Raw genomic sequence first — 24,602 nt, forward strand, 5'->3', positions numbered from 1 at the left:
GCTACTGGCGCCTGGCCATCTTGATGAAGTGGTGATGGACGAGACGGATGCCCAGGAACACCAGGGCCATGACCACCGGTATGGCAATACCCAGAACCAGGGTCTTGTTGAAAACCACACCACTGTCGTAGAGCGCGTCCAGCCCCAGTTTCAGCAGGCCGATCAGGTAGTAGGAGATGGCCACCACGGAAAAGCCTTCCACCGTGTGCTGCATCATCAGCTGGATGCGTGACCGGCGGTCCATGGAGCTGAGCAGCTGCTGGTTCTGGCTCTGGATGGCCAGTTCCACCCGGGTGCGCATCATGTCCGAGGCCCGGTCCACACGCCGGGACAGGTCCTCCACCCGTTCGCTCACCGCCTCGCAGGTTTTCACCGCCGGCGTCAGCCGGCGGGTCATGAACTCCGTCATCGTCAGGTGGCCGGAAAGCTCGTCCTCCCGCAACTCCTCCAGCCGGGTCAGCACCAGGCGGTGGTAGGCCCGGGTGGCGGAGAACCGGAAGGTGGAATGGGCGCGGAAGGCCTCGATCCGGGCGGCGATGTTGCTCAGTTCACCCAGCAGCCTCTGCTCGTCCACGTCCTGGTTGTCGGCCAGAGCCTGGGTGATCACCGCCAGTTTCTGGTCCATGTCATTCAGCGACGGGGTGATTTCCCGGGCCACGGGCAGGGCCAGCAGCGACATCAGCCGATAGGTCTCGATTTCCATCAGGCGCTGGGTGAGGCGCCCCAGCTGACTGTTGGACATGTGGTGGTTCTGGACCATGAAGCGGCCAAAGCCGTCACTGTGCAGCTTGAAGGTTCCCCAGATCCTGGCGGCCCCTTCCTGGGGGCTGCTGCCCACCAGTCGCAACCCTTCGAAATGTTGGCGCACGAAGGCCAGGTCACTGGCCGCATCGTGGGAGGACGGGCGAATGTCTACATGGAAAGCGGCAATCACGGTGCCCGACAACTGCTCCAGCCAGCCTGCCGGCAGCGGGGTGATGCCGGTTTCGGTAAACGGATCGGCACTGCTTTCGGCCAGATTGGTAAAGGTGTAGGAGGCGAACTCCATGTGCATCTCACGACGCACCTTCAGGGTGCCGAAGGTCTGCTCGAAGCAGCCGACTTCCTCCTCGGGGACCGGATAGCCCAGCAGGCGGTGGAGCTCCTGCAGGTGGCGGAACTGTTCCCGGCGCTGCTCCGGGGTGGTCAGGATCGCCATCTGGGTCACCCTCGCCGGGGTGGGCAGCACCTGGAAGGGCCGCGAGTGGAGTTCGTTGTACAGGTCATCCCGCAGGGGATGGATGTCGAGATGTTCCAGTCGTGTGCTCACAGCAGAATCGAATCCGGGCTTATCTGGGCTTGACCGGGATGATAACCCGGAAACGCACTCCGTCAATGCCACCATGGGCTTCATTGGCTGCTTCTACCCGCCCCCCATGGTATTCGGCAATCAGTCGTACGATCAGCAGACCCTGTCCCAGATGGCCCTCGCCGTTACCGTCCCGATGGGACACGAAGGCACCGAAGATGTCAGCAGAACCCGTCTCCGGCAAGGCCGAGCCCTGATTGAACACCGACAGCTCCACGTGCTCCGGTTGCTGGTCCAGCGAGACTTCGATCAGGCCCTGCTCGGGCGTGAAGTCCCGGGCATTGTCCACCAGCTTGTCCAGCAGTTGCACCAGATGTTCCGGTGATCCGGTCAGGGGGCAGCCGTGGTCCGGGCCTGTGTAACGGATCTCGTGCCTGCTATCCAGTGCCTGATAGGCAGCGGTGGCCTGCGCCGCGACTTCCGCCAGATCGAAGGGTTCCTTGTCGGCCTGGTCGAAGCTTTGCTCCAGTCGGGCCGCCTCGCTCATGCCGTGGAGGATCTGGCGCAGGCGTTCGGTGGCGACCGATGCGCGTTCAAGGTACTGCTGGCGATCGTCCTCGGATTCGGCGTGGGCCAGGTTCTCCAGCGAAGAGCGCACGATGGCGACCGGTGTTTTCAGCTCGTGGGACAGTCGGCGGGAAAAACTCTCGAGATAACGGTTGTAGCCATGCAATCGTTCCACCATCTGGGCGAAATGGGCCTGCAGCTGCCCCAGCTCGTCCCGGTTGGTGGAGGCGGGCAGGGTGCCGGTGATGCGGCCATCCTCGTCCACGGTGTTACTGACCAGTCTCTGGAGTCGGGCGATGCGCCAGGACAGCCAGCTGGCGTAACCGAGCAGAACCAGGGTCAGGGCAACAATGATCAGGGTGCTGCGGGCGATCACCGAGCCGAGGGTGGAGCCCGAAAGCGTCAGCAGTTGATCAAGGGATTGTTCCAGAACGAGGCTCCGGTCACCGAAAACCGGCTTGGTGACCAGCAGCCACCGGCTGTCATCCGGATGCCGGAAAAGCCCCTGTTCCGGCAGTGAGCTGGTGTCCAGTTGGCGCGCCCGATCAGGGAGGACGCCGGGCTCGGGCTGGTAGAGCTGGATCAGGTAACGCAGGACGTTGAGACTGACTTGTTCCAGTACTTGCACGGGGCTGAGGCTGTCGAATTCCGGTGAGGCATCACTGCCGCGTTTTTGGGCTTCGGCAATCACCCAGCCGGCCGGCTCGACAATCCGGGCCTGCTGCCCCGGGTCGAGTTGTTGCAGCAGTCGACGTTCCAGCGCCGGGCGGCGGCCGACCAGAATCGGCAACGGCTCAAGTGAGGTTGCCAATGTGGCTCCCTCATACCGGTAGGCGGCAAATCCCAGCCGGCTGTTGTCCGGTGGTTGCGGAAGCTGGAGCTCCAGCTGCCAGCCCCGACCGTGTTCCTGCCATGCGCCTTTCAGGCGGTAATCCGGGCGCGGCTCTTTGGTGTCGGTCTGGCCGTAGAGTTCGCCGGGTGCCGATGGCCGGATCAGCCAGGCCTGGCGGGCCGTTTGCTGGTCCACCGCCGTGGCCGGTGCCTGCAGCCAGAGTTTCAGGTAATCGTGGGGTTGCCCCGAGGCCGCCGGGCTGAAAAACCGGGATTGGCGCCCGCTTAGACGGATCAGCAGATAAAGGTATTGGCCGTCGCTGGCTGCCTGCCACTGGAGCTGCAGCCCGTTTTCGATCCGGGTGTCCTGCCAGGGCTGGGATGCCACGGTGTCATCATAGCCCGGCCATTCGGAACCGTAGCCGTCTGCTGTGAATGGCTGGGTCAGGGGTGCGACATAGATGACCGGCGTGTCGCCGGGGATGGCCGGCTCGCCCAGCAGCCGGTCTCCGGCCAGCTCGGCGAGCTGGCCGGCGCGGGAGTCCAGTTGTCGGATCGCCTGTTCCCGCAGCGCCGTATCCAGTTCGAGCACGAATTTCAGCCCCGCCCAGGGAATCAGCAGCATCAGCAGGCTGGCAACAAGGAGCTGGCGCTTGAGGCTCAAGGGTCAGACCTCATGGGCATTCCAGCGATAGCCCATACCGTAGGCGGTCTGGATGCCGTCGAACCGGTCATCCACCTGCAGGAATTTCCGGCGGATACGTTTGATGTGCGAAGTGACGGTGTTGTCGTCAAGCACCGTGCTGGCCGCGTCCATCAGTTGATCCCGGCTGCGGACGTGGCCCGGATGCCGGACCAGTGAATGCAGCATCCAGAATTCGGTGACGGTCAGGTCAATGGGCTGGTTGTTCCAGGCCACGGTCATCCGGTCCACGTTCAGGGTCAGACGGCCCCGTCTGAGCAACTCGTCCGGTTTCTGTAAAGCCTCGGCCCAGGCCTCGGCCCTGCGCAACAGCGCGGTGACCCGGGCCAGCAGATGATCAATGCTCATGTCCTTGGTGACGTAATCATCGGCGCCCAGCCGCAGACCGTGCACCGTGTCGATATCGCTGTCCCGGGCTGTCAGAAAGATGATCGGGAGAGTCATGGAGAGCCGTCTGAGGTCCTGGCACAGCAGAAAGCCGCCTTCCGGTTCGTCTCCGAGACCCACATCAATAATGGCAAGATCGGGCAGGTCCTGTTGCATCACACGGTACGCCGATGCCCGGTCGCCATAGGCTGAAACCTGATAACCACGACGCTCGAAGGCCGCCCGGTAGTTATCCCGGATCGCGGGTTCGTCTTCGATGAGAACAAGGTGTTTCTTCATGGCCATCAACCGTTTGCCTGCGTGAAGTCCTATTTAACCATGGCGAGTGGTCAGCACAAGATCCAGTGGGCGGTTGCCACAATTGATCATTATTCGCCGCCGTATTGTCGCACTCTGCCACGGTCCTCACCTTTCGGAGTGGTGAAATAGCGTTCATCCACGGAATTGATCAGGAAAGGACCTTGTGATGATGCTATCGACCACTCTGCTCAGACTTCCAGTGCCGGAAAAAATCGCAAACCGTATCAGGCTTCGGCGATTCATGGAGGGTATCACCCTCTGGCTGGCGTTTCTGTTGTTACTGTTTGTCCAGCCCCTGTATGTCGAGGCGAGTGTTGGCGATGAGCTCCAGTCGGGGCTGCTGCAGTTGACCGATAGCCGGGGCAACCGGCAGGAGTCGGCCCTGGTGCTTGAGAGTGACTTTGATGTCACCGTCAGTGGTCTGATCGCCGACACCCGCCTCATTCGTCGTTTTCGCAACACCAGCGACGACTGGCGTGAGGGCCGCTTTGTGTTTCCATTGCCGGAAAAGGCCAGTGTCCATGCCCTGACCATGACGGTGGGCGAGCGGACGATCACGGGGGAAGTGCGCCCGCGGGCGCTGGCCCGGGAGGACTACGGAAAGGCCCGGGACAGTGGTCGGCAGGCGGCCATGGTAGAGCAGCAACGGCCGAACCTGTTTACCTCCCGGGTGGCCAACATTCCCCCCGGCGAGGACATCATCGTGGAATTGCGCTACCAGCAGCCAGTGGATTACCGGGATGGCCAGTTCTCCCTTCGACTGCCCACCACCCTGGTGCCCCGCTACATGCCCGGGCCACTGCTGCCCACGGGTGAGGTTTCGGGCTGGCACGACGGCTGGGCGGTTGCGACAAGGCAGGTGCCGGATGCTGATGCCATCAGCCCGTATACGGTCCAACCGGCGGATGTCGCTCCCGACAGCCACCGGGCCCGTATCAGCGTGTCACTGAATGCCGGCCTGCCGCTGGCGGACGTCACCAGTCCCAGTCATGGCCTCGAGACCCGGGTAGACGGCCAGGTGATGCGGGTGACGCCGTCGGAGGGGCCGGTGTTGATGAATCGGGACTTTGTGCTGCGCTGGCGGCCCGTCCGGGGCCGGGCGCCGGTAGCCGCGGTTTTCCATGAGCAATTCGGGGGCGAGGATTACCTGATGGCCATGGTGGTGCCCGGCGCCGCGCCCGGGCGGAAGCTGCCCAGGGACCTGGTGTTCGTCATCGATACGTCCGGGTCCATGGCCGGCGAATCCATTCACCAGGCCCGACAGGCCTTGGGGCGCGGCCTGGATACCCTCGCTCCTGAAGACCGGTTCAATATCATCCAGTTCAATTCGCAGCCCCATGCCCTGTTCATGCAACCGGAGCCGGCCAGCGCCAACAATCTCGTTCGTGCGCGTCGTTACGTCAGCCGGCTGCAGGCCGAGGGCGGCACCGAGATGGCGTCCGCCCTGTCCATGGCGCTGGGAAGCGGCGATCCGCGTGAGGATGGCCGTCAGACCGGACGTGTCCGGCAGGTGGTGTTCATCACGGACGGTGCCGTGGGGAATGAGGCGGCGCTGTTCCGTCAGATCCGGCGCGAGCTCGGCAATCAGCGCCTGTTCACGGTCGGAATCGGCTCGGCCCCCAATATGCACTTCATGCGGGAGGCCGCCCGATGGGGGCGGGGTAGCTATACCGCGATCAGCAACCCGGCAGACCTGGGGGCGCCGTTGGAGGCACTTTTCTCGGCGATGGAGGCCCCGGTTCTGACGGACATACAGGCGCATTGGCCTGGTGCCAATGCGGAGGCCTTTCCCGAGCGACCGGGAGACCTGTTCCTGGGCGAGCCTCTGATCCAGGTCGTCCGTGGTGTGCCAGCCGAAGGCCAGCTCACGGTTGCCGGCCTTGCACCGGATGGGAAACGCTGGGAACGCAGACTGGACCTCCGGCAGTCTGCAGGGGGCCTTGGACTGCACCGGCGCTGGGCCCGGGCGAAGATTGACGGTTTGCTGGACCGGGCCAGCGTGGGCGGTGAGCAGCCGGACGAGGAGCGGATTATTCGTCTTGCGATGGCCCATAACCTGCTGTCGCCATTCACCAGTTTTGTCGCCGTGGACAGTACACCGGTGCGTTCCGGGGATAGTCCGTTACTCGCCGACAGTGTGCCTACCCTGTTGCCGGCCGGAACCTCAGCGGGAATGGTGCGATACCCCCAGACCGCCACTGTGTCACCGTTACTGATTGTCCTTGGGCTGGTGGGACTGATGTTCAGCGCCGGGGTGGTGCTCCTGCGCGGGAGGGTGGCGCTGTGAACCGGCTGCTTTTGTTGTTGCTCAGTTCGTCTGCGACTCTGCTGGTGTTTGGTCTGTGGATTCCCGTCAAGGCGGTCGTTGCGCAGGAGATGTTGGCGCTTGCCTGGGCCGAGAGCCAGGCCCGGCGAACCGAGACCCGGCCCTGGCCCTGGGCAGACACCTGGCCGGTGGCGAGGATGGCGCTGCCTGGCCTGGACCGGTCGATGATTGTGCTGGAGGGAACCCATGGCGAAAGCCTGGCCTTCGGGCCCGGACGGGTGGCTGGTACAGGATCGGATAACGGTCCTGTCATCATTGCCGGTCATCGGGATACCCACTTCCGGAAGCTGAATGAGCTGAAGGCGGGCAGCGAGATCCGACTGCAGGGGCAGGATGGTCAGTGGCAGAACTATCGGGTTGAGAGCTTTCGGATAGTGGACAGTCGCCGGGAGCAGATTGATACCCAGCGTCTCTCCCGGGATGTGCTTTTGCTGGTGACCTGTTACCCGTTCGAGGCACTGGAGGCAGGTGGACCGCTGAGGTATGTGGTGATGGCACGGCGTCAGGATCCGGCCCCGGTTAACCGGGTGGAACAAATTGATACTGTTGCAGGGCTATGACCTTGGCGTACACTTGTGCGCCAGATTTCTGCAACAGAGATGTCGTTTCCATGGGTGTTTTAAGAAAACTGTTGGCGTGGCTGAGTGTGCCGTTGATCTGTTTGTTCGCATTGGTGCTGTACCTCGCCCGCCCGTTCAATCCGGATAACAACCGTTTGCTGGGGTGGAGCGTGGCAAGGGTCGGTCGCTTTTTCCTGGGCATGGAACGACCGCTCGAAGGCCAGGAAAACATGCCCCGGGACCGTCCCACGGTTGTCATCGCCAACCATCAGCACAATGACGACCTGTTTGTCATGGGCGATTTGCTGCCACCCCGGACTGTCACTGTTGGAAAGTCCTCTCTGGTCTGGCTGCCGTTCTTTGGTCAGGTGTTCTGGCTCGGTGGCAATGTCATTCTCAATCGCTCCCGGTCCAGAAAGGCGGTAGCGGCGATGCAACTGGTGGGCGACACCATCGCCCACGACCGCAAGAGTCTTTGGGTATTCCCCGAGGGCACCCGCAGCCACGGCAAGGGCCTGGGCAGTTTTAAGAAAGGGGCCTTCCACGCGGCCATTGCTTCCGGCGCACCGATTACCATGGTGTGTGCCAGTGAATACGCCGACAAGACCTGTGGTGTATCCGGCCGCCGGGAGCCCGTCGCTATCCGCATTCTGCCGCCGATCGAAACCAGTGGCCTGAAGCCCGAGGATGTCCCGGAACTCGTCGAACGGTGTCGCTCCCGGATGGCCGAAGCCATAGCCGAGATCACGCCTGCCTCCCTGGCCGGAAGTGCTTGAAGCACCGGCATAAACAGGGCAGTCTTTGCGGGGACTGACCGTTTCTTGAAGCATCCTCAGGGAGAGGCGAGCGATGAACCTGATTTTCTTTCTGATTATTGGTGGCGTGGCCGGCTGGCTGGCCGGGCTGATCATGAAGGGGCGTGGCTTCGGCGTGCTGGCCAACATTGGCATCGGTATTGTCGGGTCGTTTATTGGTGGTTTCCTGTTCGGGCTTCTGCAGTTGTCCGCGCATGGCGCCGTCGGGAGGCTGGTAACGGCGACGGTGGGCGCCGTTCTGCTGCTGGCTATCGTTAACAAGATCAAGAAGGGTTAAGCATGATTGTCCCGGTAACCGGTGTCTACGCCGCTGTAATCGGTTTGCTCCTGTTGGTGCTCTCGGCCCAGGTGGTCAAATTCCGGTTGAAATACCGCAAGGGTCTGGGCGTCACCGATGACCGGGATTTCGAGGCGGCGGTTCGCGCCCATGCCAACCTTGTGGAATATGCGCCATTGGCCCTGTTGATGCTGGGACTTGCCGAGCTCAATGGCGTTCCCGCCGGCTTCGTGTACTGGACCGGAATGGCCCTCGTGGTCGGGCGTATCCTTCACGCCTGGGGCATGATCAATGGCCACGGTGGCCCGCATCCCGCCCGTATGATCGGCATCATCCTGACCTGGCTGGCAATCCTTGTGACAGCATTGCTGTTGTTCTGGAACGTCTGGCAGGTCTACGGCGGCTGAATCGCCTCAGGGCAAGCGGGGGCCTCGGCCCCCGTTGCCCGTTCTGCAGTGGCGTAGCCCGGCTAGAGAGCCTGCGCCATTTCCTGTCTCAGGTATTCCAGTTCCACCCGCCGGTTGGCGGCGTGATCCTCGGGAGTTGCCAGCGGTCGCGTGGAGCCCCAGTGTGCAAGCCGGATCTGGTTCTCGGCAACGCCTTCGCGGATCAGGACCCGCGCTATGGTGCTGGCCCGGAGTCTGGACAGGAAACGGTTGTAGTCTTCGGTGCCGAAGTTGTCAGCATGGCCGTGAATACGCACCTTTACTCCCGGGTAATGCCGGAGGTAAGCCGCATGCTGGCGGATGATCGCCAGGTCATCATGGTCCAGAGCATGTTTATTGAAGCCGAAGTGAAATTTCAGCCGATGTGGACGTTGCCCCTCGGGAGTGGCCATCGCCGCCGCAAAACCTGATGCCAGAGCCGCTCTGGCCAGCAGTTCCGGGTTGTCCAAAACGAGTACGGTCATGTGCAGTATCCTTGCTTCCAGTATCCGGTTTTTGTTGTTATTCCCGCTCACTATTAGTGGTGGCAGGAATAACGGCAATTGGCGAAAGGTCGATAGGACGCCGGTGCGTCGTCTGGTTGCCACCGATTTAATGTCATTTATATGACCCCGGTGTGACAGTGTCTCGTACCGGCGTTGCCATCTGTGGGGCTGTCCACATTTCTGGAGTTAAGCCGTCGTAACCATCGCCTCAGGGTCTATTTAACCGGGAAAAGAGGGCAGGGCTGTGGTACAAAAGCAGGTTTTCAGGGACAGAATATGATGAATTGTGACCGCCGATGCTGATTATCCCCGCTGAGAATGCCGTTAACTGGAAACGCCCGCCCCTGGTCACCCTCGGGTTGATGCTCGCGTGCCTGCTGGTTTTCCTGTTTTATCAGGGAGGGGACAGTCAAAAGATCGAGCAGGCGGTTGAGCAGTACCTGGCGCACGACCTCCAGGAGCTGGAGGCGCCGGTCTATGAAGACTATCTGCAACGACAAATCCGGTTCCGGGGGGAACAGGAACGGGTCTATGACTTGCAGGAATTCCAGCAATTGCAGGGAGAAGGCGCCGGCTTCTGGGTCGCCATCAGCCTGATGATGGACCGCGAGTTCTACCAGTACCTGCTCGAAAGCCGCGATATCCTGTGGGCCCCGGCGGAGCGCGCCTATTGGCTCGAGCACCGGACCGCCATCGAGCAGAATTTCATAAGTCAGCTCAGCGCCCAGCAACTGGGCCTGGTGCCGGCGGACCTCAAGCCCTATACCCTGATTACCTATCAGTTCCTGCACGGTGGCTGGGGCCACATCATCGGTAACCTGCTGTTTCTGTTCCTCCTCGGCTTCACGGTGGAAAAAGCGCTGGGGCCGGGGCGCTTCCTCGTGGCCTATCTGGTGTGCGGTGCCATATCCGGTCTGGTGTTTACAGCCTTCTCCGTGGGAAGCCCGCTACCTCTGGTGGGGGCGTCAGGGTCCATTTCCGGGCTGATGGGCATGTACGTCGCGATATACGGGTTACAGAAGATCCGGTTCTTCTATTTTCTCGGTGTGTACTTCAATTATTTCCGGGCTCCGGCTATTGCCATGCTGCCCGTCTGGCTGGGCAAGGAAATCTATGACTACTGGTTTGCCGGTGCTACCGGTGTTGCCTATATGGCCCACGCCGGAGGCCTGGTGGCCGGGGCGGGGCTGGTCTGGCTCTTCGGGCGCAGCTGGTTGCATGTGCGGGAAGAGTTCTTTGAACCGGAGGCAGCCGAGCAGGATGCCCGGTTCACCACCAGCTACGCCCAGGCCATGGCGAGCCTGGGCCGGATGGAGTTCGATCTGGCCCGACGGCAATTTGAGGCACTGCGCCAGCATTACCCCGATCGGCCGATCGTGCTCGAGCACCTGTACCAGCTCGCCAAGCTGAGGCCGGACCTGCCGGAATACCGTGACCGCGCCCGGGAACTGATGGACGATGCCCTCAGCCGGCGCCAGCCGGAACAGATGGTTGAAGTATGGGAGGAATATCTCAACAAGGGCGAGCGCTTCCAGCCGCTGGCCGCCGAAGACCACAACCGGGTGCTTTTCACCAGCCTGAAACAGCAGAACTTCAAGGCCGCCGAGAAAGCCTTCGAGCGGTTGCGGGCGACGGGCGATGAATTGCTGACGTCAGAGGCATGCCGGCTGCTGGTGGGTGAGTTCGAGAAGCGGCAGATGGAGCCGAAGGCGCGGCATTATCGGCAGTTGCTGACCTGAGTCCGGAGGCTGGCGGTGACAACGGGGTCAGAAGAAAGCGTTCTTCCGACCCCAGCCTCAAACCAGCCTCGACAAGGTCTCGCTAACCCGGGGTCAGATGAACGCTTTCATCTGACCCCATCTTCAAGCCAACCCCCCAAAGCTCTCGCGAACTCCAGGGTCAGATGAAGGCGTTCATCTGACCCCATCTTCACACTTCACTCCGTCACCGCAAAGCTTGCCTTTGGCCCCTTCAGTGGCTCCCGCTTCTCCGCCTGCGCCAGATAGGTCCCGATCTGTTCATGCAACGGATGGTTCGGGCATCTTTTCTGGATAAACGTCAGGAAGGCGGTAGCTTTTTCCCACTGTTGCAGGCCGTTGGCGAGAATCTGGGCCACGAGCAGGTACGCCGGCGCCAGCTGGTCACTGTCAGGGAAGCGTTTGTGAAAATCCTGGAGCAGGCGCAGCGCGGGCTTGAACTGGCCGCGGTGATACATGGCGCTGGCGCAACGCACACTCAGTTCGGGATCCTCCAGTCTGAAAGTGGGCTCGGCCTCCTGCAGCAGGGTGAGCAGTTCGGCAATGGTCTCGCCATCGTTGCAGTTGGCCAGCCAGTTGAGGAAGCGCGGATGGTGACGCTGCAGTTCCTGGATATCCCTGCGGGCCATCAGCAGCCTGAATAACTGGCCGACTCTCAGGGCGTTGTCCGGGTCCCGTTTCAGGGCCTCCCCGAGCATGGACTGCACCCGATCGTAGTTGCCGTCCTTAAGGTTCATGTCGATGTCAGCATCAAACCGGGCGCTCCGGTCGCGGTTCTGCGTCCGGGCAAACGCTTCGCCGTCTTGCACATCCGCAGCAAAGCCCAGCTCCTCCTGGTACTGAAACAGCAGGTAACCAAGCATGTGGAACAGGATCAGAGTGAAGGTACTGTTCAGGAAGCCGGCCAGGGGCTGCGAGAACCACAGGGGAAAGTGATTCAGGGCGAAGTCCTGGGCGGCGCCGGAGGCCAGGGTGAGCAGGATCAGATAGCCGTAGAGCAGGAAATAGGGCGTTCCGATGCGCGCTATGATCTGGGCCAGATTCATCGGGTTCACCGCCGCACCCACCGAGCGCTCCATGGCCAGCACCATGATACTGGCGGGCAGGGCCAGTACCACAAAGGCGATGGCCAGCATCCCCAGCAGTGGCCCGCCGAGCATGGCTGCCGCCCCGACCAGGGCCCCCATGACCACGAACACCAGCAATTGCAGGATCACGATATCAAAACCGCTGCCGGTGAAGGCCACGGCCACAGGCGGAGGTTTCAGGTGCCCTTCGGCAGTGTGATTGATCACGGCGTACGTATACTTGAACAGGGCCAGCGCCAGCACAATCCAGATGAGGATGCCGATGAGGTTCGCCGGGGCGATCACCGGCACCAGGGTGCAGATGGCAATAACGATCAGCGGGTCGCTGTGGAACGGGTAGCGGAAGAAGGCACCGATCCGGTTCCAGAACGGGACCGCCTCGGTGGCCGCGCCGAGGTAGCGCATCGCTTTGCTGCATTGCGGACACAATGCCTTTCGATGGCGGATGTCGGCATCGGGCATGCAGCGGCTGCAATAGTGAATCTGGCATTCGCCGCAATGCCATTTGGCCGGGTCGCCGGGGTGGTAATGACAATCGTGTTTCACAGCGGGTCGGGTTCCTGGTCCGTCAGAGTAAGACGGATCATGATGACAGAACTGAAAGGGCCGCGCAGCTACCTGGTTAACAGGTAGACTGACAACAAAAGTTGTCCGTATTGAACGGAAGGTTTTCCGGGTCCGGAGGAGTCTTGCAACACCAAAACGTGGAACAGCCGGTCGAGATCGCGGGCGGGCATCAGCCCTACCGCTGGCGCGATATCTTCCTGCTTGCGCTCAAACACAAGCCGCGGTTGGTCCGCGCCAACCTGCTGGCAATCCTGGCGACGGTCATGGCGGTGCCAGTGCCCCTGTTGCTGCCGGTGCTGGTGGATGAGGTCCTGCTTGAAGAAGAGGGGCCAGTGCTTCCGGTTATGGACGCCATCCTGCCCAACGACTGGCAGCAGCCGGTGGTCTACATCGCGCTGATGGTGCTGGCGGCGCTCGTGCTCCGGTCGGCGGCGCTGTTTTTCAATGTGCTGCAATCCCGGGAATTCTCCAAAGTATCCAAGGACGTGGTGTTCCGCATGCGCTCCCGCCTGCTGGGCCGGCTTCAGCGTGTGGCCATGTCGGAATACGAAACCCGCGGTTCAGGGGCCATCAGCAGTCATTTCATCACCGATCTGGACACCATGGACCAGTTTCTCGGCACCACCATCAGCCGGTTTCTGGTGGCCAGCCTGACCGTGATCGGTACCGCTGCCGTATTGCTGTGGGTGCACTGGCAACTGGCGCTGCTGATTCTGCTGTTCAACCCGCTGGTGATCTTCGCCACCATTCTGATCGGCAAGCAGGTGAAAGAGCTCAAGCGGCGGGAAAACAGCGCCTACGAGGAGTTCCAGGGGGATCTGACTGAAACACTCGATGCCATCCACCAGTTGAGGGCAGCGAATCGGGAGAAGCACTACCTGCGCCTGCTCATCGACCGGGCGCGGGTGGTCCGGGATCACGCCATCCGTTTCCAGTGGCGCAGCGACGCGGCTACCCGTGCCAGCTTTGCCCTGTTTCAGTTCGGTGTGGACGTGTTCCGTGCCGCGGCGATGGTCACGGTGCTGTTCAGCGATCTGAGCATCGGGATGATGTTCGCCATCTTCGGCTACCTCTGGTTCATGCTCACGCCGGTTCAGGAAATGCTGAACATGCAGTACGCCTGGTTTGCCGCCAATGCTGCCCTGGGGCGGATCAACCGTCTGCTGGAGCTGAAGGAGGAGCCGCGCTATCCGGCGCTGGAGGATCCGTTCCGTGGCCGCCATACGGTGAGTCTTACCCTGCAGAATATCCATTTTGGTTATGGCGACGAGCAGGTGTTGCGTGGCATTAACCTGCATCTGGAACCCGGTGAGAAAGTGGCGGTCGTCGGCGCCAGCGGTGGTGGCAAGTCCACCCTGGTGCAAATCATCCTGGGGATGTACACGCCGCAGAAAGGAGAGGTGCTGATCGGCGATGTGCCGGTGCAACGAATCGGGCTGCCGAGGTTGAGGGAACATGTGGCCACCGTGCTGCAACACCCCGCCTTGTTCAACGATACCGTACGACAGAATCTCACCCTTGGCCGGGACAAGGCGGATGCCGAGTTGTGGGAGGCGTTACGCATTGCCCAGCTCGACACCATGGTGGCCGCCATGACAGAGCAGCTGGACACGGTGATCGGCCGGCAGGGCGTGCGGTTGTCCGGCGGGCAGCGCCAGCGTCTGGCCATTGCCCGCATGGTGCTGTCCGATCCCTCGCTGGTGATTCTCGACGAGGCCACCTCGGCGCTGGATGCCGAGACCGAGTACCAGCTGCACCGGGATCTGGAGGGTTTCCTCAGGCAGCGCACCACCCTGATCATCGCCCATCGTCTCAGCGCCGTGAAACAGGCGGACCGCGCCTGCGTGTTCGAGGATGGACGGATCATCGAGGAAGGACGCCATGAGGAACTGATCGCCCGGGAGGGTATCTACGCCCAGCTGTACGGTGAGCGTCAGACCTGAGCTCCCTGCAACTTTCGACATCGACCTTGGTCTGATATTCACGGCGGTGATCCCGAACATTCACCGGGCATCGGTTGAAGTCCTGTCAATAGCTGCAATAGTTAAAGGTGACTTCACATCACTGTGCCTTTTCATCACTCTGTTTGGCCCGACGGCGAGCACATCAGACGAGCAGTATGATGAAAGGGCTCCCGAGAAGCCTTCCGGAATGTTCGGATAACGACGAAAAGGAGGCATCACATGTCGAATGAAAGTTTGGGCAAAGACAGCCTGAATACCCTCTCTGCCCTGGATGCAGGCGGCAAAACCTTCCATTACTACAGCCTGCCAGAGGCAGCCGAAACCCTGGGTGATCTGAACCGACTGCCATTCTCCCTCAAGGTCTTGATGGAGAACCTGTTGCGCAACGAGGACGGCACCACCGTTGACCGGTCCCATATCGATGCCATGGTGCAGTGGCTGAAAGACCGCAAGTCCGACACCGAGATCCAGTACCGTCCGGCTCGTGTACTCATGCAGGACTTTACCGGAGTGCCGGGCGTGGTCGATCTCGCAGCCATGCGTGAGGCCGTCAAGAATGCGGGCAAGGATCCGGCCCTGATCAATCCGCTGTCGCCGGTAGACCTGGTCATTGACCACTCGGTGATGGTGGACAAATACGGTGATCCGTCCGCCTTCAAGGACAACGTTGCCATCGAGATGGAGCGCAACCAGGAACGCTACGAGTTCCTGCGTTGGGGCCAGCAGGCCTTCGACAATTTCCGGGTGGTGCCTCCGGGCACCGGTATCTGTCACCAGGTCAACCTGGAGTACCTGGGCAAGACCGTCTGGCAGAAAGACGTGGAAGGCAAGACCATTGCCTATCCGGATACCCTGGTGGGCACTGATTCCCACACCACCATGATTAACGGCCTGGGCATCCTGGGTTGGGGTGTCGGTGGTATCGAGGCGGAAGCGGCCATGCTGGGTCAGCCGGTCTCCATGCTGATCCCGGAGGTGATCGGTTTCAAGATCACCGGCAAGCTGCGGGAAGGCATCACCGCGACTGACCTGGTGCTGACCGTCACGGAAATGCTGCGCAAGAAAGGCGTGGTGGGCAAATTCGTCGAATTCTACGGTGATGGCCTGAAAGACATGCCGGTTGCAGATCGGGCGACGATTGCCAACATGGCTCCGGAATACGGAGCCACCTGCGGCTTTTTCCCGGTCGACGAGCAGACCATCACGTATATGCGACTGAGCGGTCGTGACGAGGCCCAACTCGAGTTGGTTGAAGCCTATGCCAAGGCGCAGGGCTTGTGGCGCGAGCCCGGGCACGAGCCGGTATACACCGATAACCTGGAATTGGACATGGGCGATGTCGAGGCCAGCCTGGCCGGCCCCAAGCGGCCCCAGGACCGGGTGGCGCTGACGAACATGAAAGCCTCGTTCGAGTTGTTGATGGAAACCGCTGAAGGTCCCGCGGAGACCCGGGAGGAGAAGCTGGAATCCGAGGGTGGCGGTACTGCCGTGGGTGCGCAGGATGCCTACTTCGAACACCCCGCCAGCCAGCCATTGCATATGAACGGGGAGAAGTGCCGGCTCGACCCGGGCGCGGTAGTGATTGCCGCCATCACCTCCTGTACCAATACTTCCAATCCCAGTGTCATGATGGCCGCCGGCCTGATCGCGAAAAAGGCGGTGGAAAAGGGCTTGAGCACCAAGCCCTGGGTCAAGACCTCGCTGGCGCCGGGTTCCAAGGTGGTTACCGATTACCTGGCGGTGGCTGGTCTGCAGGACGATCTTGACCAACTGGGCTTCAACCTGGTGGGTTACGGTTGCACCACCTGTATCGGCAATTCCGGTCCGCTACCGGAGGAAGTGGAAAAGGCCATTACTGATGGCGACCTGACGGTTGCCTCGGTGCTCTCCGGCAACCGCAACTTCGAGGGCCGGGTACATCCGCTGGTGAAAACCAACTGGCTCGCTTCACCTCCGCTGGTGGTGGCTTACGCCCTGGCGGGGAACGTCCGGGTGGACCTGACCAGGGATTCGCTGGGGGCTGACAAGGATGGCAACCCGGTCTACCTGAAAGATCTGTGGCCGAGCCAGGAAGAAATCGCGAAGGCGGTGGAAAAGGTGAGAACGGACATGTTCCGCAAGGAATATGGCGAGGTTTTTGAGGGCGACGAGACATGGAAGTCCATCAAGGTGCCCGAGAGCAAGGTGTACGAGTGGTCCGACAAGTCCACCTACATCCAGCATCCGCCCTTCTTTGAGGGCCTGCGGGAAGAGCCCGATGCCATCGATGATATCCGCGATGCCAACATCCTCGCGCTGCTGGGCGATTCGGTGACTACCGACCACATTTCGCCGGCCGGTTCCTTCAAGCCGGACACTCCTGCCGGCAAATACCTGCAGGAGCATGGTGTGGAGCCGAAAGATTTCAACTCCTACGGCTCCCGGCGCGGTAACCACGAGGTGATGATGCGCGGTACCTTCGCCAACGTGCGCATCAGGAACGAGATGCTTGATGGCGTGGAAGGTGGCTTCACCAAATTCGTGCCCACCGGTGAGCAAATGGCCATCTACGATGCAGCGATGAAGTATCAGGAAAACGATACGCCGCTGGTGGTCATTGCCGGCAAGGAATACGGCACCGGTTCGAGCCGCGACTGGGCTGCCAAGGGTACCCGCCTGCTTGGTGTGAAGGCCGTGGTGGCGGAATCCTACGAGCGGATACACCGTTCCAACCTCATTGGCATGGGTGTGATGCCCCTGCAATTCCCGGAAGGTGTCGACCGCAAGAGCCTCAAACTCACCGGCGAGGAGACCATCAGCATTGAAGGACTGTCCGGCGACATCAAGCCTGGCCAGACCCTCAAGATGACCGTGAGGTACAAGGACGGCTCCACCGACAGCTGTGAGCTCAAATCACGGATTGATACCGCGAATGAGGCGGTGTACTTCAGGCATGGGGGGATCCTGCACTATGTGGTGCGGGAGATGCTGAAGAACGCCTGAGGCGTGAAAATGGGGTCAGAAGAAGGCTTTCTTCTGACCCCGGATTTATTCCCGAGGTCGAGTCAGGTTGGGGTCAGATGAACGCTTTCATCTGACCCCGTCTTCCCCCGGGGATCAGATCGACTGATCTGACTCCATCTTCACCCCCGTGTTTTGCCCCACGTTTTCAGGTAAGCTGGCGCCCTTTCCGACAACCCGTTGAACGAAGACAAGGTCCCATGGCTGAATCCTCCCGAGACGACATCAAGGCCAAACTGAACCTCGAAACCTCCCGCATCAACTGGCACGAGCTCCAGACCTACTATGCCCGGGGTCAGGTTGTGCGTGTCGCGCCGGAACTGGACTTGCTGGAGGTTGCCGCCGAGTTGACCGCCGATAACAAGGCGCAGTTCGAACAATGGATGGAAAGAGGGCAGGTAGGCGAGGTGGCCCCCGACGTTGCCCGCACCTGGTACGACCGTAATGCTGAGCTCTGGGCCGTTGTAGTGGCGCCCTGGGTGCTGGTGCAGGACCGTTCGGGCCACGTACTGCACTGAGCCCGACTTTTCCCGCCATCCCGGCGTCCTGTCCGGGGCGCTTTCCCGATATTCCAGCCTGAGGACACCATGTTCACCGGAGCCTTGCTGATACTGGCACCGCTATTTCTCGGATTTGCCATTCGCCTCACCAACCGCCGGGTCATGACGGTCATTCATTACACCGTCGAGACCCTGGTGTATTTCATCCTCGCGTTATTGGGCCTGGGGCTGGGTCAGATGGAGGGGCTGGCGGCCCAATTGGCCAACATGGCGCTGCAGGTCATGGCCCTTGTGGTCGTGCTGTTCCTGGCGAATATGGTCGGCCTGTGGCTGTGTCACCGTTGGCAGCCGATGCAGGTTGAGCGTGATGACAGCGAAGGGCGGCCAGGTTATCGGCGGCTGTTCCTGGCTGGGCTGAAGCCGCTGGTGGCGGTGCTCGCGGGACTGCTTGCCGGTTATTTCCTGTTGCCGGCCCTGCCCATGACCGACCAGGTCGCCACCTGGGCATTGATGTTCCTGTTGCTGCTGATCGGCCTCCAGTTGCGCAATGCCGGATTGTCGCTGCACAGGCTGCTGATGAACCGGCAGGGGCTGGGCATGGCACTGTCGGTCATGGTCAGCTCTCTGGTCGCCGGCCTGATGCTGATACCGGTGCTCGGGCTTCCCTGGCACGACGTGCTGGCCATGGCGTCGGGATTTGGCTGGTATTCCCTGTCCGGCATTGTCATCGGTGATGCCCTTGGGCCTGCCTGGGGCGGTGTGGCTTTTCTCAACGACGTGCTTCGGGAGATCATCGCCCTGGCGATCATACCCCTGCTGATTGCTACCCGTCCCGCGATGGCCATCGGTTACGGGGGCGCAACCGCGATGGATTTCACCCTGCCGGTGATTCGAAGCAGCGGTGGTCTGGCGTGCGTGCCAGTGGCCATTGCTTCAGGGTTTCTGCTTTCATTCCTGTCACCTGTGCTGATGGGCGTGTTCCTCTCCCTTGGTTAGGTGTCCCGCCAGACAACAATCAGAGTTTTACCGTGTTTATGGAAGCGATTAAGATAAAAACCTCCCATAATATGAAAAAAACGTAACCTTCTGGTTCGGAGTCGCTGATGCACCGCCGCCGCTTTCTTGGAGCTTCTCTGGCAGCCGGTTTTGCCGCCCTGGGGCTCAGTGGCTGTGATGCTGGCCGTCCGTTACGGTTCGGGATTCATCCCTGGATTGGCTACGAGCCACTCTACCTTGCCGAGGAGTTCGGCTGGTTGCCCTCTTCAGTGACCCTCCAAAAGGGGCAGTCGGCACTGGACTCCATGGAACTTCTGAGTTCAGGTGCCATTGATGGTGCCGCCCTGACCCTCGATGAAGCGATACGGGTACACGTCGACGGCACGGAACTGCTGGTGGTCGGGGTGACGAATGTGTCCGTTGGCGCTGATGTGCTGGTGGTGAAAAAGGACATTGAAACCCTTGATGCGCTGCGAGGGCGTCGGATCGGGGCAGAAATGTCGAGCGTTTCCGGTATCCTGTTGCTGAATCTCCTGGCCACAGCCGGAATTGAGAGGGGGGAGGTCACGATCGTTGATTTGCCGATGGATGAGCACGTGGCGGCCTGGAAGCAGGGGGATCTGGATGCAGTCGCCTGTTATGAGCCGACAGCGTCAGCCATGGTAGGCCTAGGCGGGGTGCGACTGTTCGATAGCAGTCAGTTACCCGAGACAATCTTTGACGTACTGGTGGTGACGCGGAAATTCGCAGCCCTCGGTCAGGGTTCTGTTCGGGACCTGCTGGAGGCCCATTTCGCAGGCCTCCGGCACCTGGTGCGAAACCAGGCGGACTCGATCTACCGGGTCGCTACCCGCCAGGGAACCTCCCCGGCGGCCGTCAGATCCGCACTGGCTTCGGTGATGTTGCCGGATCTGGCTTCCAATCAGCGATATCTGGCAGAAAACGGCCGGATCGAGCGGGTCGCGCGGGATCTTTCCCGAATGCTGGAACGGGAGGGCCTGATCCCTCGGGCGCTGGAGGTGGATCGATTCTGCGACAGTGAATTCCTGCCCAGGAGTGTGGCGTGAAGCGGTGGCTTATCGCGAGCCTGGCCTTTGCCCTTCTGGTCCTGGCGTTACCCGGAGCGACGCTGGCTCAGGGTTCTCAGGAAGTGCGGTTTGGGATTTACGCCTATCGCCCGGCTCCCATTATGTACGAGCGATACCAGCCACTGGCCGATTATCTGACTGGCAGGATCGGCATCCCGGTGAAACTGCAAGTGCTCGACCAGGAACAGATGCGCAAGGCCCTGGCCTCGAACCAGCTGGATTTCTTTCTCACCAACCCTAGCCAGTTTCTGGTGATCCGCAGTGAGCGCAGTCTGACCGGCGTACTCGCAACCCTGGTTCGCAGGTATGGGGAGGCTGAAACGGCAAGTCTTGGCGGGGTGATCTTCACCTCCGCAGACCGGGACGAGATCGCCAGCCTCGCGGATGTTCATGGCAAGACTGTGGCTTCGCCGGGGCGTCATTTCCTGGGCGGATTCCAGGCGCAGGCACTGGAACTGAAAGAGGCCGGCGTTGATGTCTTCAGGGACAATCGGATAAAGCTGGTTCGCAGTCACGACCGGGTAATACGGTCGGTGCTCGCCGGGGCTGCAGAGGTTGGTTTTGTCAGGACCGGCATTCTTGAGGAACTGGCCGAGGGTGATGGGTCGCTGTTGAGCCGGATAAAAATCCTCAATCGTCAGAACCTTATCGGCTTTCCCTACGTTGTCTCGACCCGCCTGTATCCGGAATGGCCGGTCGCGGCCTTGCCCCATGTGGACAGCGATATTGTCCGTCGGGTGGCATCGGCCCTGTTCGCCATCGAGAGTGAGTTCCCGGCAGCGCGCAGTGCCGGTATTGCCGGCTTCGCGCCACCGGCGGATTACCAGTCCGTTGAATACCTGGCCCGGGAGCTCCGGGTTGAGCCCTACGACCAGCTGCCGAGTCTGAGCTGGTCGGAGCTGGTTCGTCAGTACTGGGGGTGGTTGAGCGCGATCCTGGTCCTTTTGCTGCTGTTGACCGGTGCCATGCTCTGGCTGGGACGAAAAAAACGGGAGCTGGCCGTGGAGCAACAACGGCTTCGGCGGCTGATCCAGAGCTGGCCCCAGCCCATGCTGATGCTGCGCAACGGCGCCTTTGTGGACAGCAATCGTGCTGCCCTGGAGTTGCTGGGGTTTGCGGTTCCCCAATCGCTCCTGGGCAAGGATATCGCGACATTTTCGCCGCAGACACAGCCGGATGGGTCTATTTCACGGCAGAAAATGCAAAGACTGCTGGGGCAGGTGCGCGCGGGAGAGGTGGTGCAGGTCGAATGGGCTTTCCTGCGCTCCGACGGTTCGCAGATCTGGGTGGATATGTCGCTTGCTCCGGTCCGTGAAAAAGACGATTCACAACCCTGGGTGTTGTGTTCCTGGTACGACATCACCCGGCGCAAGGAGGCGGAGCAGCACCTCCGCCTGGCTGCCAGTGTGTTTGATCATGCCCGGGAAGCCATTTTCATTACCGATCTCCATGGCCTGGTCATCGATGTCAACGATGCGTACGTGGAGATTACCGGTCGGAGCCGGGCCAGTGCGATCGGTGGTCTGCCACCGTTGCCCCTGGAAGAGGGTCCCGGAGTGTTCTCCGGCGCCCGTAAAAACGGCTTCTGGTCCGGGGAGTTTGTCAGCAAGCGCGCCAATGGTGAGCCCTTCAACATGGCGCTGACGCTCAGTGGCGTTCGGGATGAACATGATGCGATCAGCCATTTCATGGGCATCTTTTCCGACATCACCCGGCTCAAGCTCCAGGAGCGGGAGCTTCGCACCATGGCGCATTATGACGCGCTGACTCACCTGCCGAACCGTGTCCTGTTCACGGACCGGATGCAGCAGGTCATGGCCCAGGCCCGGCGCCAGGAGCAACTGCTGGCCGTGGTCTACATTGACCTCGACCAGTTCAAACCGGTTAACGATGCCTATGGCCACAAGGCCGGTGACGAGCTTTTGGTTGAAGTGGCTGCTCGCATGCGGGCCGAGTTGAGGGAAGAAGATACGCTGGCCCGCCTTGGCGGGGACGAATTTGCGGCGCTGGTCGTAAATATCGAAAAACCCGAGGTGTTGGAAAGTCTGCTCACCCGGCTGCTGCATGCCGTCGCGTTGCCGGTTCGGGTGGCGGGGCGTCTGGTAAAGGTCTCTGCGAGTATTGGTTACACCCTCTACCCGCAGGCTGAGGAGCTGGACGGTGACCAGCTACTGCGCCAGGCCGATCAGGCCATGTACAAGGCCAAACAGCAGGGGCGCAACCGTTACTGCGGGTTCGGCAGCGCGGACTCCTGACCCCGGGCCAGGTACTGTGAAACAGGCTGCCAGGCGAGCGCCTTGTTCCACTGATCAACCAGGCGCCGGATCGAGCTGAGGGTGTCCAGGGTCTGCTCGCCGTCCGTGGTGGCGAGCTCACGACGGACAATCATGGCCAGCAATTCCGATTTGAGCTGATGGTAGATGGCCTCCGCTTCATCCAGAGTGGCGGGGACAGGCTCATCGGCCGAGATAAGGGTCCTCAGGCTGCCGGTGTACCTTTCCAGTAACTCAGACAGGCGGGCCATTTGCTGCTGTTCCTGGGCCGCTCTCAGCTTCAGCAGTTCCGCTGCCAGATCGGTGGCTTCCATCAGATACCGGCACGTGCGGATGCTCAGGGTCAGGGAATCCACCGTCGAGGGATGCATCTTTTCGGCCCGGACTCTCGAGACGTAATCGACGATGGCCGTGTTCAGGCTCCGGCAGGCGTCCGCCTTGGGCTGGATCTGGGCCGGCTTCAGGTCTTCCCGGTCCAGACAGACCCTGAGCAATCCCCGGATCAGGCCAATCAGGCGTTTCATCTCCGCATCCACGGCAGCGACCGCCAGTTCCGGCGTGGCCACCAGGGTGTTGTCCAGGTGGCGGGGCTCGGCGTTATCCTCTTCCTTGCTTCGGAACAGCCGTCCCAGGAAGCGTGCAAAGTGGGGCGTGAACGGCAGCATCAGCAGTGCCCCGAGGACATTGAACAGCGTGTGGAACAGGGCCAGTGATACGGCGACGTTGGCATCCAGTTCAAGCCAGCGGGCCATCAGGGCCACGATCCAGAGCATGACCGGCAGGATAAGCAGGGCGAGGACCCCGGTTGCTGCATTGAAAAGAATGTGACCAATGGCCAGGCGTCGGGCATTGGCGGTGGCCTTGAGGGCAGACAGGGCGGCGGTGGAGGTGGAGCCCAGGTTGGCGCCGATCACTGCGGCAGCGGCGCTGTTCAACGGGATCAGGCCACCGGCGGCCGCAGTGAGGACAATGGCCAGGGCCGCACTGGAGGACTGGGTCAGTACCGTGGCCAGAAAGCCGGTCAGGATGAACATCGGCAATCCATAACCCGTCTCGATCAGGGTCTGGCTGTCGATTCCCACGGTCAGTGATTCCAGTGATGTTTTCAGGATCGACAGGCCCAGGAAAAACAGGGCAAAGCCGGCCAATGCCTGGCCCAGGGCCTCGCTACGGGTGTTATTGGTGGCCAGCTTGAGTCCCATGCCGAGGGCCAGCAGGGGCAGCGCAAAGGCCTCGATATTGAAACCGAAGCCCACCAGGCTCACCAGCCAGGCGGTCATGGTGGTGCCAATATTCGACCCGAAGATCACCCCCAGGGACTGGGAGAGCCCAAGCAGGCCCGCGTTCACGAAGCCAATGGTGGCGACCGTAACGGCACCGGAGGACTGCACGACACCGGTGATCAGAAAACCCGCCGCAAGACCCCGGAGGGGTGTCCTGGTCCAGCTTCCCAGCAGGTGGCGAAGGTGACGTCCGGCGGCATTCTTCAAGCCATCGGTCATCATCTCCATGGCCAGCAGGAAAAGCGCCAGTCCGCCGAGAATCTGGAACAGGGTTGTGGTCATTGCTCGGGGAAGAAGGTCCTGAGGCTGTTGATGTAGGTTTGCGCCAGCACCTGATCCAGCGGCAACTCCTTCACCTCAGCGATCTTCTCGGCCACAAAGGGCAAATAGAACGGCGCATTTTCCCGGCCACGGTAGGGGACCGGAGTCAGGAACGGAGCGTCGGTTTCCAGCAGGATCTGCCCAATGGGCGCCATGCGTACGATATCGCGCACGTTCTCTGCCTTGTTGAAGGTTGTGATGCCGTTGAAGCCCAGGCACCAACCCTGATCGAGGGCATAGCGGGCAAGGCCCGGTCCGGAGGTGAAGCTGTGGATCACGCCGCGGCGCGCCAGGGTGTTCTCGAATTCCTTGAGGATGGTGATGGTGTCCTCATCGGCGTCACGGCTGTGGATGACCACGGGGCGGTCGGTATCACAGGCGATCTGAAGCTGACGGCGGAAGACGTCTCGTTGTATGTCCCGGTCGGCGTTGTCGTAGAAGTAGTCCAGACCGATTTCACCCACCGCCACGATCTTGTCGTCAGTAGCGTGGGCACGAATTTCCTCTTCCACCCCATCGGTATAGGTTTCTGCCTCGTGCGGGTGGATGCCCTGGGTACCATAGACCCAGGGTGCGACCTGGCTCAGTTCCCGGACCGTCGACAGGTTCTCTGGTGACACCGCGATGGTGATCACGCGTTCAATGTTCACCTTCTGGCTCTGCTCCAGGGTTTCCGCCAGGGGACGATCCTTGAGGTAATCCAGGTGGCAGTGGGTTTCGATGATCGGATGATCGAAAACCGGAATCTCGCGACGTTTCTTGCTCATTGCGTTGACTGAA

19 protein-coding genes are annotated in these 24,602 nt (G+C 61.2%); 12 read left to right on the forward strand and 7 right to left on the reverse strand.

What is annotated here, in order from left to right:
• Position 1 precedes the first annotated feature (1 nt).
• The 3 genes from MD273_RS00060 to pdsR are packed head-to-tail and all read right to left on the reverse strand — an operon-like array spanning position 2 to position 4,055.
• Entirely contained in the window at positions 2–1,309 is a 1,308-nt protein-coding gene (locus tag MD273_RS00060) for a DUF3422 family protein (protein ID WP_239035743.1), read from the reverse strand.
• A gap of 19 nt (positions 1,310–1,328) precedes the next feature.
• Positions 1,329–3,350, reverse strand: coding sequence for an ATP-binding protein (locus tag MD273_RS00065; protein ID WP_239035744.1), 2,022 nt, complete (start codon positions 3,348–3,350; stop codon positions 1,329–1,331).
• A gap of 3 nt (positions 3,351–3,353) precedes the next feature.
• Positions 3,354–4,055, reverse strand: a complete 702-nt coding sequence (gene pdsR / locus MD273_RS00070; RefSeq protein WP_239037574.1) for a proteobacterial dedicated sortase system response regulator — start codon at positions 4,053–4,055, stop codon at positions 3,354–3,356.
• Between the two features lie 187 nt (positions 4,056–4,242).
• On the opposite strand from pdsR, the gene MD273_RS00075 reads away from it, so the two are divergent.
• From MD273_RS00075 to MD273_RS00095, 5 genes are all read left to right on the forward strand, one after another.
• Positions 4,243–6,363 (forward strand): marine proteobacterial sortase target protein, encoded by a 2,121-nt coding sequence (locus MD273_RS00075; protein WP_239035745.1) that lies wholly within the window; start codon positions 4,243–4,245, stop codon positions 6,361–6,363.
• Positions 6,360–6,962 (forward strand): class GN sortase, encoded by a 603-nt coding sequence (locus tag MD273_RS00080; RefSeq protein ID WP_239035746.1) that lies wholly within the window; start codon positions 6,360–6,362, stop codon positions 6,960–6,962. Before MD273_RS00075 ends, MD273_RS00080 begins: the two co-directional genes overlap by 4 nt.
• Before the next feature lie 50 nt (positions 6,963–7,012).
• Complete coding sequence (locus tag MD273_RS00085; protein ID WP_239035747.1) at positions 7,013–7,738, forward strand: lysophospholipid acyltransferase family protein; 726 nt, start codon at positions 7,013–7,015, stop codon at positions 7,736–7,738.
• Positions 7,739–7,811: 73 nt separating this feature from the next.
• Complete coding sequence (locus MD273_RS00090) at positions 7,812–8,054, forward strand: GlsB/YeaQ/YmgE family stress response membrane protein (RefSeq protein WP_239035748.1); 243 nt, start codon at positions 7,812–7,814, stop codon at positions 8,052–8,054.
• A 2-nt stretch (positions 8,055–8,056) separates the two neighbouring features.
• Positions 8,057–8,461 (forward strand): MAPEG family protein, encoded by a 405-nt coding sequence (locus MD273_RS00095; RefSeq protein ID WP_239035749.1) that lies wholly within the window; start codon positions 8,057–8,059, stop codon positions 8,459–8,461.
• Positions 8,462–8,523: 62 nt separating this feature from the next.
• Here the strand turns inward: MD273_RS00095 and MD273_RS00100 are convergent, their stop codons facing one another.
• A complete protein-coding gene (locus tag MD273_RS00100) occupies positions 8,524–8,964 on the reverse strand; it encodes an OmpA family protein (RefSeq protein ID WP_239035750.1) in 441 nt (146 codons plus the stop codon).
• Positions 8,965–9,281: 317 nt separating this feature from the next.
• Between MD273_RS00100 and MD273_RS00105 the strand changes: the two genes are divergently transcribed.
• A complete protein-coding gene (locus MD273_RS00105) occupies positions 9,282–10,724 on the forward strand; it encodes a rhomboid family intramembrane serine protease (RefSeq protein ID WP_239035751.1) in 1,443 nt (480 codons plus the stop codon).
• A gap of 197 nt (positions 10,725–10,921) precedes the next feature.
• Here the strand turns inward: MD273_RS00105 and MD273_RS00110 are convergent, their stop codons facing one another.
• Positions 10,922–12,376 carry a hypothetical protein gene (locus MD273_RS00110; RefSeq protein ID WP_239035752.1) on the reverse strand — a complete coding sequence of 485 codons (1,455 nt, stop codon included), beginning with the start codon at positions 12,374–12,376 and terminating at the stop codon, positions 10,922–10,924.
• A 143-nt stretch (positions 12,377–12,519) separates the two neighbouring features.
• Between MD273_RS00110 and MD273_RS00115 the strand changes: the two genes are divergently transcribed.
• The 6 genes from MD273_RS00115 to MD273_RS00140 all read left to right on the forward strand — a co-directional run bounded on the left by MD273_RS00115 (position 12,520) and on the right by MD273_RS00140 (position 22,200).
• Positions 12,520–14,340, forward strand: a complete 1,821-nt coding sequence (locus tag MD273_RS00115) for an ABC transporter ATP-binding protein (protein ID WP_251068089.1) — start codon at positions 12,520–12,522, stop codon at positions 14,338–14,340.
• A gap of 240 nt (positions 14,341–14,580) precedes the next feature.
• Positions 14,581–17,343, forward strand: coding sequence for an aconitate hydratase AcnA (gene acnA, locus MD273_RS00120; RefSeq protein WP_239035753.1), 2,763 nt, complete (start codon positions 14,581–14,583; stop codon positions 17,341–17,343).
• A 218-nt stretch (positions 17,344–17,561) separates the two neighbouring features.
• A complete protein-coding gene (locus tag MD273_RS00125; RefSeq protein ID WP_239035754.1) occupies positions 17,562–17,879 on the forward strand; it encodes a DUF2288 domain-containing protein in 318 nt (105 codons plus the stop codon).
• A 69-nt stretch (positions 17,880–17,948) separates the two neighbouring features.
• Positions 17,949–18,857, forward strand: coding sequence for a LysO family transporter (locus MD273_RS00130; RefSeq protein WP_239035755.1), 909 nt, complete (start codon positions 17,949–17,951; stop codon positions 18,855–18,857).
• Positions 18,858–18,964: 107 nt separating this feature from the next.
• Positions 18,965–19,924: an ABC transporter substrate-binding protein gene (locus tag MD273_RS00135; RefSeq protein WP_239035756.1), complete on the forward strand. Its 960-nt coding sequence runs from the start codon at positions 18,965–18,967 to the stop codon at positions 19,922–19,924.
• Complete coding sequence (locus MD273_RS00140) at positions 19,921–22,200, forward strand: diguanylate cyclase domain-containing protein (protein WP_239035757.1); 2,280 nt, start codon at positions 19,921–19,923, stop codon at positions 22,198–22,200. Before MD273_RS00135 ends, MD273_RS00140 begins: the two co-directional genes overlap by 4 nt.
• Here MD273_RS00140 and MD273_RS00145 read toward each other — a convergent pair.
• Together MD273_RS00145 and MD273_RS00150 are read right to left on the reverse strand one after the other, a co-directional pair.
• Positions 22,170–23,783: a Na/Pi cotransporter family protein gene (locus MD273_RS00145; RefSeq protein ID WP_239035758.1), complete on the reverse strand. Its 1,614-nt coding sequence runs from the start codon at positions 23,781–23,783 to the stop codon at positions 22,170–22,172. The two genes, MD273_RS00140 and MD273_RS00145, sit on opposite strands and share 31 nt — an antisense overlap.
• Positions 23,780–24,589, reverse strand: a complete 810-nt coding sequence (locus tag MD273_RS00150; RefSeq protein WP_239035759.1) for a TatD family hydrolase — start codon at positions 24,587–24,589, stop codon at positions 23,780–23,782. The genes MD273_RS00145 and MD273_RS00150 overlap by 4 nt, the downstream gene beginning before the upstream one ends.
• Positions 24,590–24,602 lie beyond the last annotated feature (13 nt).

This window comes from Marinobacter sp. C7 (assembly GCF_022343555.1).
GTDB lineage: Bacteria > Pseudomonadota > Gammaproteobacteria > Pseudomonadales > Oleiphilaceae > Marinobacter.